The sequence below is a fragment of the Brevundimonas sp. AVps23W genome (genome assembly GCF_058681395.1).
In genome coordinates this window covers 1,022,198-1,036,817 of sequence record NZ_CM178738.1, presented here as the reverse complement: position 1 = coordinate 1,036,817, position 14,620 = coordinate 1,022,198, and the positions used below count along the sequence as shown (strand labels likewise).

At 65.2% G+C, this 14,620-nt stretch carries 11 protein-coding genes; 6 read left to right on the top strand and 5 right to left on the bottom strand.

Annotated features, from left to right (window positions below):
• Positions 1-28 precede the first annotated feature (28 nt).
• Entirely contained in the window at positions 29-1,141 is a 1,113-nt protein-coding gene (locus tag ACW177_RS05125; protein WP_492027551.1) for an HAAS signaling domain-containing protein, read from the bottom strand.
• Positions 1,142-1,167: 26 nt separating this feature from the next.
• On the bottom strand, positions 1,168-1,500 hold the full coding sequence (locus ACW177_RS05120; RefSeq protein WP_008261789.1) for a PadR family transcriptional regulator: 333 nt from the start codon (positions 1,498-1,500) through the stop codon (positions 1,168-1,170).
• Between the two features lie 150 nt (positions 1,501-1,650).
• Between ACW177_RS05120 and uvrB the strand changes: the two genes are divergently transcribed.
• Genes uvrB through ACW177_RS05105 form a run of 3 tightly spaced genes read left to right on the top strand, consistent with a single transcriptional unit; the run spans position 1,651 to position 5,580 of the window.
• Positions 1,651-3,993 (top strand): excinuclease ABC subunit UvrB, encoded by a 2,343-nt coding sequence (gene uvrB / locus ACW177_RS05115; RefSeq protein ID WP_492027550.1) that lies wholly within the window; start codon positions 1,651-1,653, stop codon positions 3,991-3,993.
• A gap of 24 nt (positions 3,994-4,017) precedes the next feature.
• Entirely contained in the window at positions 4,018-4,452 is a 435-nt protein-coding gene (locus tag ACW177_RS05110; protein ID WP_492027549.1) for a very short patch repair endonuclease, read from the top strand.
• 60 nt (positions 4,453-4,512) lie between these two features.
• Positions 4,513-5,580 (top strand): DNA cytosine methyltransferase, encoded by a 1,068-nt coding sequence (locus ACW177_RS05105; protein WP_492027548.1) that lies wholly within the window; start codon positions 4,513-4,515, stop codon positions 5,578-5,580.
• On the opposite strand, the gene ACW177_RS05100 is transcribed toward ACW177_RS05105, so the two are convergent.
• Positions 5,577-6,461 carry an NgoMIV family type II restriction endonuclease gene (locus ACW177_RS05100; RefSeq protein ID WP_492027547.1) on the bottom strand — a complete coding sequence of 295 codons (885 nt, stop codon included), beginning with the start codon at positions 6,459-6,461 and terminating at the stop codon, positions 5,577-5,579. The genes ACW177_RS05105 and ACW177_RS05100 overlap by 4 nt on opposite strands.
• 672 nt (positions 6,462-7,133) lie before the next feature.
• On the bottom strand, positions 7,134-7,433 hold the full coding sequence (locus tag ACW177_RS05095) for a helix-turn-helix domain-containing protein (RefSeq protein ID WP_492027546.1): 300 nt from the start codon (positions 7,431-7,433) through the stop codon (positions 7,134-7,136).
• 126 nt (positions 7,434-7,559) lie between these two features.
• On the opposite strand from ACW177_RS05095, the gene ACW177_RS05090 reads away from it, so the two are divergent.
• Positions 7,560-8,111 carry a hypothetical protein gene (locus ACW177_RS05090; RefSeq protein WP_492027545.1) on the top strand — a complete coding sequence of 184 codons (552 nt, stop codon included), beginning with the start codon at positions 7,560-7,562 and terminating at the stop codon, positions 8,109-8,111.
• Positions 8,112-8,270: 159 nt separating this feature from the next.
• Here the strand turns inward: ACW177_RS05090 and lepA are convergent, their stop codons facing one another.
• Positions 8,271-10,079, bottom strand: a complete 1,809-nt coding sequence (gene lepA / locus ACW177_RS05085) for a translation elongation factor 4 (RefSeq protein ID WP_492027544.1) — start codon at positions 10,077-10,079, stop codon at positions 8,271-8,273.
• Between the two features lie 194 nt (positions 10,080-10,273).
• Here lepA and ACW177_RS05080 point away from each other — a divergent pair, with 194 nt between their 5' ends.
• Both ACW177_RS05080 and ACW177_RS05075 read left to right on the top strand, forming a co-directional pair.
• Positions 10,274-11,416: an efflux RND transporter periplasmic adaptor subunit gene (locus ACW177_RS05080; protein WP_492027543.1), complete on the top strand. Its 1,143-nt coding sequence runs from the start codon at positions 10,274-10,276 to the stop codon at positions 11,414-11,416.
• A gap of 9 nt (positions 11,417-11,425) precedes the next feature.
• Positions 11,426-14,518 (top strand): efflux RND transporter permease subunit, encoded by a 3,093-nt coding sequence (locus tag ACW177_RS05075; RefSeq protein ID WP_492027542.1) that lies wholly within the window; start codon positions 11,426-11,428, stop codon positions 14,516-14,518.
• Positions 14,519-14,620 lie beyond the last annotated feature (102 nt).

Genomic DNA, 14,620 nt, shown 5'->3' with positions numbered 1-14,620 from the left:
GTGGAAGCGGCCGGAGGTTCAACGCCGCCTACTTCCCCGCGACCAACCGTCCCGCCGCCCGCACCATCCGCCAGATTTCGCCTAGGAAAGCCCAGACCACGATCAGCATCAGGATCGCCGCCAGCCCGCCCCCGTCGCCCGTCGTCCGATGGAAGGTCGACTGGAGGCGCTCGGCGAACTCCGTCACCGTGCCGACCCAGATCACCGGCGTCAGCGGCGACCAGAACCACAGCCACAGAAGGCCCCAGGCCGCCGCCGCCCCGAAGCCGATGTCGCCCAGCGCCGTCAGCCGCACATTGCCGCCCGACGCCGCCCGCATCAGGTCGAACACCACCTTGGCCGCCGCGAACAGCGTTACGGGCCAATAGGCGGCCGCCACGATCTGGCCCAGGATCCGGCCATAGTCGACGCCGTCCAGCACCCCCGCCACCTCGTCCGGCCGGATCGAGGCCACCGGCAGCAGGCCGGTCCACCACAGCAGCAGCACCGCCCAGGCGATGGCGCTGGACACCGCACGCGCGACCGGCGACATCTCGGCGCTCTTCTTCACCGCCGGTCCCGACTTGGCGGCCGCACCTTCGCGCAGCGTCGCCCCGCCGCGCGCCAACCGCTCGCCCCAGGTCTCGGCGTCGATATCGCCGCCCAGTTCGAACAGGCCCAGATCCTTGACCCGCCATTTGGCGATGAAGTCGGGCTTCTTCTCCTGCCGCTCCAGCACGAAGCCGATCAGGGTCACCACCCCGATCACCGTCACCGCCCCGCTGAACAGGCTCCCAAAGGCCTGACCAATGGCCTGACCCGCATAGACATCCCCGCTGACCACGCGCACCGCCAGCCCAATCAGGGTAACGCACGCCATCACCAGCAACGCCGTCTTCACCGCGAACAGCCACCACGGATACAGCTCCGGCCCGATCAGCGCCTGCGGCCCGGACCGATACCGCGCCGCCACCGTCAGCGGATGGCCGACCTCGCGCAGCAGGGCCTCGACCTCGTCGTCGCTCGGCGTCCGGCCCAGCCGGTCCTCCAGCGCCTCGAGCCGGCCCATGATCTCGTCGCGCAGCTCGGCGACGATGTCCTCGCGCGTCACCTTCGGCAGCTGCGCTGCCACGGCCTTCAGATAGGATTCAACCAGGTCCATCCCACGCTCTCCCTCTTTCCCGATGTTCACAGCATCTTCTCCAGCGAGGCCGACAGGCCCCGCCACTCGGCCGCCAGCCGCGCCAGCATGGCCTCCCCGCGCGGCGACAGGCGGTAGAACCGCTTCTTGCGCCGCTCCTCCTCGCGCCATTCGCTGTCCAGCAGCCCCTGGCTCTCCAGCCGGCGCAGCAGCGGATAGAGGGTGCTCTCCTCCATCTCGACCCCGACCTCGCCCAGCGCGACCCGCAGCGAATAGCCGTATTGCTCGCGCCGCAAGCTCGCCAGCACCGCCAGGATCAACGACCCCCGCCGCAGCTCCAGCCGCAGGCTCTCGAACAGCAGTTCCTCATCCTGACTCACCCGCTCGCCTCCGTGCGTCACATAGTGTGTGACACACAGTGTATGGGACATACTGTATGAGGGAGTCAAGACAGTGCAGGAGAGACGGGCGTGAACCTTCCCCTCCTGCGCGCTATAGCGTGACCCATCCCCGCGCACTAAGTTCTGTTCATGAACCGTTCTTCGACGCCGAAGCCCGCCGCCGCAAAGCCGGCCAAACCCGTCCATACGCCTGACCCCGGCGTGCGCGAGGCCGCCGCCGCCTTCAAACGCGACACCGGGAAGATGCCGATGTTCGCCCCTGTCGCCGGCCCACGCCTGACGCCGGAGGAGCCCGTCGCGGCCCCTTCCGACTGGGTGCCGCACCGCCCCTCGCACGAAGGCAAGAAGAAGGGCGGGCGTTTCCGGCTGGAGACGCAATACACCCCCGCCGGCGACCAGCCCGCCGCCATCGCCGAACTGGTGGCCCAGGCCGAGGCGGGCGACCGCGATCAGGTGCTGCTGGGCGTCACCGGCTCGGGCAAGACCTTCACCATGGCCAAGGTCATCGAACAGACCCAGCGCCCGGCGCTTATACTTGCACCCAACAAGACCCTGGCGGCACAACTTTACTCAGAGTTCAAGTCATTCTTTCCCGACAACGCCGTCGAATACTTTGTAAGCTACTACGATTATTACCAGCCAGAAGCATATGTACCAAGAACTGATACATATATAGAGAAAGATTCAAGTATAAACGAGCAGATCGACCGGATGCGGCATTCGGCGACGCGGGCGATCCTGGAGCGGGATGATGTGATCGTGGTGGCCAGCGTCAGCTGCATCTACGGCATCGGGTCGGTGGAGACCTATACGGCCATGACCTTCACGCTGAAGGTGGGGGACCAGATCGACGAGGCGAAGCTGCGGGCCGACCTGATCGCGCTGCAGTACAAGCGCAACGACCTGAACTTCGAGCGCGGCATGTTCCGCAAGCGCGGCGACGTCATCGAGATCTTCCCGGTCCACCTCGAGGACCGCGCCTGGCGCATCAGCCTGTTCGGCGACGAGCTGGAGGCGATCCAGGAGTTCGACCCCCTGACCGGCAAGAAGACCGCCGACCTGACCGAGATCACCGTCTACGCCGCCAGCCACTATGTGACCCCGCGCCCCACGCTGAACCAGGCCACCAACGGCATCAAGGCCGAGCTGAAGGAGACGCTGGACTGGATGATCGAGAACGGCAAACTGCTGGAGGCCCAGCGCCTGGAGCAACGCACCCGGTTCGACCTGGAGATGATGGAGGCCACCGGCAGCTGCGCCGGCATCGAGAACTACAGCCGCTGGCTGACCGGCCGCGCCCCCGGCGAGCCCCCGCCCACCTTCTTCGAATACATCCCCGACAACGCCCTGCTGTTCGTGGACGAGAGCCACGTCACCATCGGCCAGATCAACGGCATGTTCCGCGGCGACTACCGCCGCAAATCCACCCTGGCCGAATACGGCTTCCGCCTGCCCTCCTGCATCGACAACCGCCCGCTGAAGTTCGAGGAATGGGAGGCCATGCGCCCCCAGACCGTCCACGTCAGCGCCACCCCCGGCGCCTGGGAGATGGACCAGGCCGGCGGCGTCTTCGTCGAACAGGTCATCCGCCCCACCGGCCTGATCGACCCCCCCGTCGAGATCCGCCCGGTCTCCGGCCAGACCCGCAACCAGGTCGACGACGTCATCGACGAGGTCAAGGCCACCACCCGCGCCGGCTATCGCTCCCTGGTCACCACCCTGACCAAGAAGATGGCCGAGGACCTGACCGAATACATGCATGAACAGGGGATCCGCGTCCGCTACATGCACTCCGACGTCGACACCCTGGAGCGGATCGAGATCCTGCGCGACCTGCGTCTGGGATCCTTCGACTGTTTGATCGGCATCAACCTGCTGCGCGAGGGGCTGGACATCCCCGAGTGCGGCCTGGTCGCCATCCTGGACGCGGACAAGGAGGGCTTCCTGCGCTCCGAGACCAGTCTGATCCAGACCATCGGCCGCGCCGCGCGCAACATCGACGGCCGCGTCATCCTGTACGCCGACCGCATGACCGGCAGTATGGAGCGCGCCATCGCCGAGACCGACCGCCGCCGCGAACGCCAGATGGCCTACAACACCGAACACGGCATCACGCCCGAAAGCGTCAAGCGCGACATCAAGGAGCTGATGGACAGCCCCTATGAGTCCCGCGAAATGGACCGCCTGACCCGCCCCGGCGTCGCCGAAGCCTCCAAACCCTTCGTCGGCTCAAACTTCCAGGCCGCCCTCAAGGACCTGGAAGGCCGCATGCGCGAAGCCGCCTCCAACCTGGAGTTCGAGGAAGCCGGCCGCCTGCGCGACGAGATCAAGCGCATGAAGCTGCTGGACCTGGAATTCGCCAACGAGGCCCTGACGGGGGCGGGCGAAGAGGTGGACCGGTCGGCGCCGAAGAAGTGGCGCGCGGAAGCGGCGGCGGAGAAGGCGGAGGCGTTTAGGAAGGGACGGTTGTAGTAGAGAGGGTCGCTGCCAGTGAGCATGAAACCGAAGGACGCGCGGACCTCTTCCGCCATGTCGCGGGTACGACAAGCCAAGACCGCTCCGGAAGAACGTGTCGCGGCCGTCCTCCGCGAACTCGGCATTGCGTATCGACGCAACGCTAAGGCGCTGCCCGGCAAGCCCGATTTCACCAATCGCTCAAAGGGATGGGCCATTCAGGTGCATGGCTGTTTCTGGCATCAGCATGATTGCAAGCGAGGAACTTTACCGGCGCATAACCGCGAAGCCTGGGAGGCGAAATTCGCACGTAACCGCGCGCGTGACATTGAGGTCGATGAAGCGCTGAAAAAGCTGGGGCTGTCTGTGCTGACGCTTTGGGAGTGCGAGACGCGACAGCCGACTCGGCTCAAAGAGACGATAAGTGATCACTTAACGTCGGTAGCACTTCCAACGACGATTAACCATAGGTTGTAGCGTATTGACACAGCCGCGATGTTCGCGCTTTGTTTCAGCTCCAACCTTTTCGAGGCCCACATGTCTTTGCGACTGATTGATCTTTTCAGCGGCGCCGGCGGTATGAGCCTCGGCTTCTGTGATGAAAAATTCTGCGGCGGCTTTGAAACCGTTCTGGCGATCGACAATGACGCTGCGGCGGTCAAGACGCACGGTCTCAACTTCCCGGGACGTTCGATCAAGGCCAACATCGAAGAGTGGCTGCTCGAAAATGAAGTGCCTCAAGCCGACGTCGTCATCGGCGGGCCGCCTTGCCAGGGCTTCAGTCTCCTCAACAAGAAGCGCGACGGCGACGCTCGACGCGCCCTGTGGGAACCCTTCATCGAAATCGCTGAACGCTCCGGTGCTCGCGTCTTCGTCATGGAGAACGTGGCTGAGCTCTATCGTTCGCCGGAACGGCAGTTGATCGAGGCCAAGGCGAAACAACACGGCTTCCAGACGTCGGCCGCCATCCTGAACGCCGCCGATTACGGCGCGCCGCAGACACGGAAGCGAACGATCATCCTCGGCTGGCGCGGGGCGTTCACTCTCCCGACCTTCCCCCCCCTGCCCTCTCACGCCGACCCGAAACTGAACTCGAATCTGCCCCGCTGGAGAACCGTTCGGGACGAGATCGGAAATCTGCCGCTGGCGACAATCGGGACGGAAATCGGCTCGGAAAAAACGATAAACCTCCACTTCGGGCGCACGCCGACCGAAAAGAGCCTTCAGCGCTACAAGGCCGTGCCGCCCGGCGGAAATCGCTTCGACCTACTCGCCAACCGTCCCGACATCACACCCGACTGCTGGGTCCGTAAGACGAGCGGCGGCACGGATTTGTTCGGCCGCCTGTGGTGGGATCGCCCGTCGGTGACGATCCGCACGGAATTCTACAAGCCAGAGAAGGGCCGCTACCTGCATCCAGAGGCCGACCGCCCGATCAGCCACCGCGAAGCGGCGCGTCTCATGGGCTTCCCTGACGAGTTCCAATTCTACGGCACCAAGGTTGAAGTCGCCCGACAGATCGGCAACGCCGTGCCGCCAAACTTGGCCGGGGCGTTGGGGAAGGTGGTTCGTGAAATCCTGACCGACAGAGCTATGGCAGCCTAAATAGCCAAGTCGAAAGGTAGATCTGCTATATCCCTAAGACGGCGACCTTCGATAAGGGTTTCAAGAAGATCAAGATTGTTGGAAGCACCTTTATGAGCGCTTCCTACCTGCGTCGCGTACGACTGCGTTGCGTAGTATAGCTCGTCAAGACAAACATGATAAACACAGTCGATATCACCTGTACCTAGAGCTAAGGATGATATCCTGCCAGCGGTGGGCTCGGCAGTCACCATGGCTATATGGGGAAGCTTTCCTTTTCGACTTCTAATCAAATTTAGTGCTTCACTGCGCGCATTCTGCGCCCTATCCGACCGTAATGTTAATTTACAAGAAACGCTTGCATGCAACGTTGGACGAGCGCCATTTTCTTCAAACATAGGCGTACGTGATGCATCGACGGCATTTATTAGAATGTCGCCCTGACCAACATGCGATCGCTTGATTGGATTTTTGTAAATAACAACATCAGGCTTTATGACGTAGTCCATCCCAAATGCGATTTTTATCTCTCTCCGGTCCGAAGGAGATCCAACAGTTTGGGAAAGTCTAGATATATCGGCAATATGGCTATATTGATCAAACTCGCTGACGGGTATATTTCGACCTATTCCAAAATCTCCCGCCCTAATTGTAGATAATTTTGGAAACACCGAAGATATAAACTCTCCCACCTTATTTTCAAAAATGCTTCCCGCTGCCTGACCTTTAAGCTTGGGCATAGGCAAACCTAGACCAATACGGCCCATCATATCGCGCGCTATCCAAACACTGGACCTGCTATCCTTATCGGCCACGCTGGGAATACCCGATTCAGAAACGCTGAAGACGCCGGATTCAACCAGAGCAGCCAGTAGAGATTTTCGATCTGTGACAGTCATCATGAGTGTGACATGCAGCGAGAACGTCCAAGTGACAAGTAACTACTCGAACGGCATGTTGGACAGATTAGCTACGTAAACGAGGCCCGCGCCGAGGTTGCGGCGGCTGGCCCGATCTATCCACGCCAAATCGACCCTCATCCGGCCAAACCATACCCTGATCTTTCCTCCTCCTCCGGCAAGCCGCGCTTTCGCGGCGCAGACCGGGGGACCCAGCGGCGCGCGAGAGCGCGAAGCTGTCGCGGACTCGGTGTTCAGACAGTGTGCGGCGGATGGATTTCGCCTGACGGCGCCGCTGGGTCCCCCGGTCGCTTCGCGCCGGAGGATGACGAAAGGAGGGGCGGGTCAGGCCCTGGGCCTTCATCACCGTTCCGATCCCTTCTCCCCTTGCGGGAGAACGCAGCCGAGCGGAGCGAGGTCGGATGAGGGGTTACACCGGCCCTGACGATCCACGCCGAACCGACCCCTCATCCGGCGCCCATGATCTTTCGTCATCCTCCGGCAAGCCGCGCCTTCGCGGCGCAGACCGGGGGACCCAGCGGCGCGCGTGAGCGCGAAACTGTCGCGGACTCGGTGTTCAGACAGTGTGCGGCGGATGGATTTCGCCTGACGGCGCCGCTGGGTCCCCCGGTCGCTTCGCGCCGGAGGATGACGAAAGGAGGGGCGGGTTGACGGCTAAACCAGCTCCACCTTCAGCGAATGCCCCAGCACCCGCGCGGCGCGGCTGAGCGTGTCCAAGGTCACGTTCGACGCCTCCGGGTCGAGGACGCGGTTCAGTTGGGCGCGGCTTGTCTCCATTTCGGCGGCCATGGCGGCGCGGGTCAGACCCTGGGCCTTCATCGCCTGCTGGAGCTGGAGGGCGATCACGCTCTTGACCGCGCGCAGGGTCACCTCCTCGCGGATGCCGTCCTCGTCGAGGAAGTCGTCCAGGGTGGCGAGGTCCGACGGATCGCGGAACTTCATGTCTGTCGTCATTGGGCGCTTCCCAGGCCTGCGGCTGGATTCATCGTACCATAAATAATACGTTCGTCGTCACGCTAAGGGGAGAAGGAAGAGGGTTACGTCCGGGTTTGGCGTAACGGGGGTTTAGGTCGTGGGGGCATGAGCCAGGGCATTCACCGCAAGATCCGATCCGACGCCGTCTGGGCCGAGGTGCGCAAGGCATGGGAAGATGGAGAGACCACGCGGTCGGTGGCGCGGCGGTATGACGTCGGGGTTCACGCCCTGTGGAAGCGGCGCGAGGCGGAGGGCTGGACGCGGCCCGACCCGAAGGCGGGGCCGGTGGAGCCGGCCGAGGGCTGGGGCGCCTATGTTCAGGGGCGGCGTGACGCCTTCGAGGCGCGTCTGGAAGAGGCGCGGGCGCTGGCGGAGTGTCTGGTCGAGGCGATGAAGGACGAGCGGCTGACGCGGGCGCCGCACTGGCATATTCCGTGGCTGTATCGCTGGCGCGCCGACCATCTGGGGGCCGAGGCGGCGTCGCGGGACCGGGAACGGGCGGTGGAGGCGGGGCATCCGTGGGCCGAGCGGTTCTGGGACGAGGACGGGATGCTGAGGCCGCTGCGGCGGCTGGATGAAGAGATGGCGCGGCTGCACCCGCAGGACTGGCGCCGGGCGGTGGGGGTGCCGGAGGGGGTGGAGGTGGAGTGGCCGTAGCTCTCCCTCCCCTTCATGGGGAGGGGCGATCGCGCAGCGATCGGGGTGGGGCCCGAAGGGGCGCGAGCGGGGTGTGCGAAGGGGCCGTGCGGGCTGACACGGCCCCACCCGGGCTTCGCTGCGCTGCGCCGTCCCTCCCCATGAAGGGGAGGGAGAAGGTCAGTCCTCGTCCATCTTGAGCGCGGCGATGAAGGCTTCCTGCGGGATTTCGACCTTGCCGAACTGACGCATCTTCTTCTTGCCGGCCTTCTGCTTCTCCAGCAGCTTCTTCTTGCGCGTGGCGTCGCCGCCGTAGCATTTCGAGGTCACGTCCTTGCGGAGCGCGCGCACGGTCTCGCGGGCGATGATCTTGCCGCCGATGGCCGCCTGGATCGGGATGACGAACAGGTGGGGCGGGATCAGTTCCTTCATTTTCTCGACCATGCCCCGGCCGCGCGTCTCGGCGCGGGCGCGGTGGACCAGCATGGACAGGGCGTCGACCGGTTCGGCGTTGACCAGGATGGACATCTTCACCAGGTCGCCGACCTTGTATTCGGTGATCTCGTAGTCGAACGAGGCATAGCCCTTAGAGATCGACTTCAGCCGGTCGTAGAAATCGAACACCACCTCGTTCAGCGGCAGTTCGTAGACCACCATGGCGCGGGCGCCGACGTAGGACAGTTCGACCTGGGAGCCGCGGCGGTCCTGGCACAGCTTGATCACGCTGCCGAGGTATTCGTCGGGCGTCAGGATGGTGGCCTTGATCCAGGGCTCGGAAATGGTCTCGATCTGCATCACGTCGGGCAGGTCGGCCGGGTTGTGCAGGTCGATCTCGGAGCCGTCGCGCAGGCCGATCTTGTAGACCACCGACGGGGCGGTCGCGATCAGATCCAGGTTGAACTCGCGGCTGAGCCGTTCCTGGATGATCTCGAGGTGCAGCAGGCCCAGGAAGCCGCAGCGGAAGCCGAAGCCCAGGGCGGCGCTGGATTCCATCTCGTAGGTGAATGACGCATCATTCAGCCGCAGCTTGCCGATGGCGGCGCGCAGGTCCTCGAAATCGGCGGCGTCCACCGGGAACAGGCCGCAGAAGACCACCGACTGGACCTCCTTGAACCCCTTCAGCGGTTCGGCGGTCGGCTTCTTCTCGTCGGTGATGGTGTCGCCGACGGCGGCGTGGGCGACTTCCTTGATCTGGGCGGTGATGAAGCCGACCTCGCCGGGGCCCAGCTGGTCCACGGGGGTGTTCTTGGGCAGGAAGACGCCGACCCGGTCGATCAGGTGGGTCGAGCCGTTGCGCATCATCTTGACCTTCATGCCGGTCTTCAGCACCCCGTCGAAGACGCGGACCAGGACGACGACGCCGAGGTAGGGGTCGTACCAGGCGTCCACCAGCATGGCCTTCAGCGGGGCGTCGGGGTCGCCCTTGGGCGCCGGGAGTTTGGTGACGATGGCCTCGAGCACGTCCTCAATGCCGATGCCGGACTTGGCGCTGCACAGCACGGCCTCGGAGGCGTCGATGCCGATGACGTCCTCGATCTGGGCGCGGACCCGCTCGGGCTCCGCCGCCGGCAGATCGACCTTGTTCAGGACCGGCACGATCTCGTGGTTGTTATCAATGGCCTGATAGACGTTCGCCAGCGTCTGGGCCTCGACCCCCTGCGACGCATCCACGACCAGCAGCGAGCCCTCGCACGCCGCCAGGCTGCGCGACACCTCATAGGCGAAGTCCACGTGCCCCGGCGTGTCCATCAGGTTCAGAACATAGTCCTGCCCGTCCTTGGCGCGGTAGTTCAGACGCACCGTCTGCGCCTTGATCGTAATCCCCCGCTCCTTCTCGATATCCATATTGTCCAAGACCTGCTCGGACATCTCGCGCGCGGTCAGGCCGCCGGTGAATTGGATCAGTCGGTCGGACAGGGTGGACTTGCCATGGTCGATGTGCGCGACCACGCTGAAGTTCCGGATGTTCGAGATAGGGGGAGTCGTCATCCGCGCGCCCCTATCACGCGTAGAGGTCCGGGACCAGCGGGCGCGGCGATCCGCGCCACCGACAGTGTCAGATTAAGCCTTTGCAACAAAGCGTATCGGCGTTTGAGAACGGGTCGCGGACGCGGTATGGGTCGCGCCTCCCGATAACCGGCGCGAGCCGGCGATCCGCTTCGCCTGCAACCGAGGAACTCCCCGTGTCCAAGACGACCCGAACCGCTCTCAACGTCGGCGCCATTGCCGTGTCGGCCTTCCTGCTGGCGGGCTGTGGGGGGCATGGCGACGAGGCGACCGAAGAAAAGGCCGCCGGCGGCTCGCGCCAGACCGTCACCGCCGCCACCGTGGCCCAGACCAATCTGCGCCGCAGCGTCACCGCCTCGGGCACCGTCTCGGCCTGGGAGGAAGTGCCGGTCGCGGCCGAGACCGGCGGACTGACCGCGGTCGCCGTCTATGTGGATGAAGGCTCCTATGTGCGTCAGGGCCAGCCCCTGGTGCAGATGAACGACGTCCTGCTGCGCGCCCAGCTGCGCCAGCAGCAGGCCCAGGTGCAGCTGGCCGAGGCCAATGTGGCGCGCGACGACGCGGCCCTGAACCGGTCCCAGCAGTTGAAGGAGCGCGGCTTCCTGTCTCAGGCCTCGCTGGACACCGCCCTGGCCAACCAGCGGGCGTCGAACGCCAATCTGGCCGCCGCCCGCGCCACCCTGGCCCAGACCCAGACCCAGCTGTCCCAGGCCACCGTCCGCGCGCCCGTCGCCGGTCTGGTCATCAGCCGCAGCGTCACCAAGGGCCAGATCATCGCCGCCGGAACCGAACTGTTCCGCATGGTCCGCGACGGCCGACTGGAGCTGGACGCCCAGGTGCCCGAGACCGAGCTGGCCCAGGTTCGCGCCGGTCAGTCGGTGATCGTCGCCTCTAGCGAGGCGGGAACGACGACCGGCACGGTCCGGATCGTCACGCCCGAGGTCAACGCCAACACCCGCCTGGGTCTGGCGCGCATCTCGCTGTCGCCCAGCGCCCAGCTGCGGCCGGGCATGTTCGCCCGCGCCGACATCGATGTCGGCGACCAGCCCGCCAACACCGTGCCGACCGGCGCGGTCCTGTATCGCGACAACAAGCCGGGGGTCTTCACCCTGGTCGCCGAAGGTCGGGTTCACTTCCAGCCGGTCGTCATCCTGTCGCGGACCGACACCCAGACGGCCGTCACCGGCGTCAATGTCGGCGCACAGGTGATCGTTGACGGCGCCGGCTTCCTGAATGAGGGCGACCGCGTCAACGTCGCCCAGGCTCCCGGCGGCGCCCGTTCCGCCGTCCCGGCCACCGCCCAGCCTGCGACCAAGTAGGACCGACCCATGAACCAGATATCGTCTTGGGCGATCAAGAACCCGATTCCGATCATCCTGCTGTTCCTGCTGCTGACGCTCAGCGGCGTGGTCGGCTTCATGGGGATGCGGATCAATCAGAACCCCGACATCGACTTCCCGCTGGTCAATGTCACGGCCTCTCGTCCCGGCTCCGCCCCGGCGGAAATGGAGGTGCAGGTCACACGGTTGATCGAGGACTCGCTGGCCGGCCTGTCGGGCGTGCGCCATGTCACCTCGACGATCACCGACGGCTCTTCCTCGACCCAGATCGAGTTCGAACTGGGCACGGACACCGACCGGGCGACCAATGACGTGCGCAACGCCATGACCGGGCTGCGCGCCAGCCTGCCGCAGGATATGCAGGAGCCGGCGGTCCAGCGGATCGACATCACCGGCGACGCCCTGATCACCTATGTGGTCCGGTCGCCGACGATGACGCCGGAACAGATCAGCTGGTTCATCGACAACGAGATGAGCCGCGCCCTGCTGGCCCTCGGCGGCGTGGGCGAGGTCAACCGCTCGGGCGGGGTGGATCGCGAGATGCGGGTCGAGTTGGATCCCCAGCGGCTGGCCGCTTACGGCGTCACCGCGGCCGAGGTCAGCCAGGCCCTGACCAACGTCAACAACAACCTGCCCGGCGGTCGCGTCACCATCGCCGGGTCCGAACGCGCCGTGCGCACCCTGGGCGCCGCCACCTCGGTGGCGCAGCTGCGCGAGACCCTGGTGCCGCTGGGCGACGGCAAGACCGTGCGCCTGGATAATCTGGGCACGGTCGAGGACAAGTGGAGCGAACCGCGTCGCCTGGCCCGCTACAACGGACAGGAGGCCGTGACCTTCAACTTCCTGCGCTCGCGCACCGCGTCCGAGGTCAAGGTCGCCGAAAAGGTCCGCGAAGAGGTCAAGAAGATCGACGAGGCCCATCCCGAGCTGACCATCAGCCAGGTGACCGCCAGCGTCGAGGAGATCGAGGAAAGCTATCTGGCTTCGCTGGAGGCCCTGCTGCTGGGCGCCGTCCTGGCCGTCATCATCGTCTTCATCTTCCTGCGCGACTGGCGCGCCACCGTGATCGCGGCGACGGCCATGCCGATGTCGCTGATCCCGACCTTCGCCATCCTGGGCCCGCTGGATCAGTCGCTGAACGTCGTCACCCTGCTGGCCCTGTCGCTGACCATCGGCATTCTGGTCGATGACGCCATCGTGGAGATCGAAAACATCGTCCGCCACATGCGCGACGGCAAACCGCCCTATGACGCCTCGCTGGAGGCGGCGGACGAGATCGGCCTGGCGGTCGTGGCCACCACGGCCACCATCATCGCCGTCTTTGCGCCGGTCGGCTTCATGCCCGGCATCATCGGCCAGTTCTTCAAGGCCTTCGCGCTGGCGGCCTGCGTCTCGGTGGCCTTCTCGCTGCTGGTGGCGCGGACCCTGACGCCGCTGATGGCGGCCTTCATCCTGAAACACACCCACCACGAAGACCGCGACCCGTTCTGGATGAATGGTTATCTGCAGGCTCTGCGCTGGTGCCTGGGCAACCGGTGGAAGGTCTTCATCATCGGCATCCTGTTCCTGGTGGGGTCGATCGCGACCTCGGTCGCAGCCAAGATGTCGTTCGAGTTCATGTCGCCCGGCGACACGGCCCGTGCATCCTTCCAGGTCGAACTGCCGCCGGGTTCGACCCTGGGCCAGACCGACGCCGTGGTGCGGCAGATCACCCGCCAACTGGAAGCCCGCCCCGAGGTCACCTCGGTCTATGCCGCCATCGGCGGGCAGGACGTGACCCAGGCCAACATCTATGCCGACATGGTGCCCAAGGGCGACCGCGAGCTGAGCCAGCAGGCTTTCGCGCGCGTCATGGTCGATGAGATGAAACAGATCCCCGGCGCCCGCATCCGCGCCGGCATCGCCCAGTCGGGCGGCGGTCCCGGCGACGGCACCACCTATACCTTCTCGATCCTGAGCGACGACCCCGTCGCCCTGAACGCCGCTGCGCGCAAGGTGGAGGAAGAGATGCGCGCGGTTCCGGGCCTGGCCAATGTGGTCAACTCGGCCGCCATCGCGCGTCCGGAAATCCTGGTCACGCCGCGTACGGACGAGGCCGCCCTAGCCGGGGTTTCGGCCGGCGCCATCTCCCAGGCGGTGCGGGTCGCCACCATCGGCGACGTCGATCAGAACCTGCCCAAATACAATCTGGGCGACCGTCAGGTTCCAATCCGACTGCAGCTGACGGAAGAGGCTCGACAAGACCTGAGCGTGCTGGAGACATTGCGTGTTCCCGGCAACAACGGCGCCTCGGTGCCGTTGAGCGCCGTCGCCGACATCGAGTTCGGCGCCGGTCCGGCCACAGTGACGCGTCAGGACCGGTCGCGCATCGCCTCGATCAGCGCCGAGCTGGACGGCATGACCACCGGGGCGGCGGGCGTGGCGGTCAACCAGCTGCCCTCCGTCAAGAACCTGCCCGCCGGCGTGCGTCAGGTGGCGGCCGGCGACACCGAGTTCATCCAGGAGATGCTGACCGGCTTCGGCATCGCCTTCGCCTCGGGCATATTGCTGATGTATGCGGTTCTGACGCTGCTGTTCAAAAGCTTCGCCTATCCGATCACCATCATGGCGGCCCTGCCCCTGGCCATCGGCGGCGCCTTCATCGCCCTGGCCATCGGCGGCGCCAACTTCTCCATGTCGGCCCTGATCGGGGTGCTGATGCTGATGGGGATCGCGGCCAAGAACTCCATCCTGCTGGTCGACTATGTCATCATGGCCGAGAAGGACGGGATGACGCGCTTAGAGGCCATCATGGACGCCGCGCACAAGCGCGCCCGGCCCATCCTGATGACCACCTTCGCCATGGGGGCGGGCATGGTGCCGATCGCCATGGGCGTGGGGGCCGACGTCCAGTTCCGCTCGCCCATGGCCATTGCGGTGCTGGGGGGGCTGATCTCCTCGACCTTCCTGTCGCTGCTCTACATCCCGGCCATCTTCACCATCGTCGATGATGTGGCCCAGTGGGCGCGGCGTATCCTGCACCGGTCCACGGCGGGGCAGCGCGAGCTGGCGAAACCGAGGCAGGGGCCGTTGGTGGAGTAACCCCCCCGTCACCCTCGGGCTTGTCCCGAGGGCCCACGGCGGCATCAGATGCGGGCTTTAGACGCATCGCACGGCGTCGCCCCCTCCACCCGTGGGCGAGAC

Bases quoted from the DNA above. Each gene is read 5' to 3' on its own strand.
- ACW177_RS05125 (WP_492027551.1), bottom strand. From the start codon at position 1,141: ATGGACCTGGTTGAATCCTATCTGAAGGCCGTGGCAGCGCAGCTGCCG.
- ACW177_RS05100 (WP_492027547.1), bottom strand. From the start codon at position 6,461: ATGATGACTGTCACAGATCGAAAATCTCTACTGGCTGCTCTGGTTGAA.
- ACW177_RS05110 (WP_492027549.1), top strand. From the start codon at position 4,018: ATGAAACCGAAGGACGCGCGGACCTCTTCCGCCATGTCGCGGGTACGA.
- ACW177_RS05090 (WP_492027545.1), top strand. From the start codon at position 7,560: ATGAGCCAGGGCATTCACCGCAAGATCCGATCCGACGCCGTCTGGGCC.
- ACW177_RS05075 (WP_492027542.1), top strand. From the start codon at position 11,426: ATGAACCAGATATCGTCTTGGGCGATCAAGAACCCGATTCCGATCATC.
- lepA (WP_492027544.1), bottom strand. From the start codon at position 10,079: ATGACGACTCCCCCTATCTCGAACATCCGGAACTTCAGCGTGGTCGCG.
- uvrB (WP_492027550.1), top strand. From the start codon at position 1,651: ATGAACCGTTCTTCGACGCCGAAGCCCGCCGCCGCAAAGCCGGCCAAA.
- ACW177_RS05105 (WP_492027548.1), top strand. From the start codon at position 4,513: ATGTCTTTGCGACTGATTGATCTTTTCAGCGGCGCCGGCGGTATGAGC.
- ACW177_RS05095 (WP_492027546.1), bottom strand. From the start codon at position 7,433: ATGACGACAGACATGAAGTTCCGCGATCCGTCGGACCTCGCCACCCTG.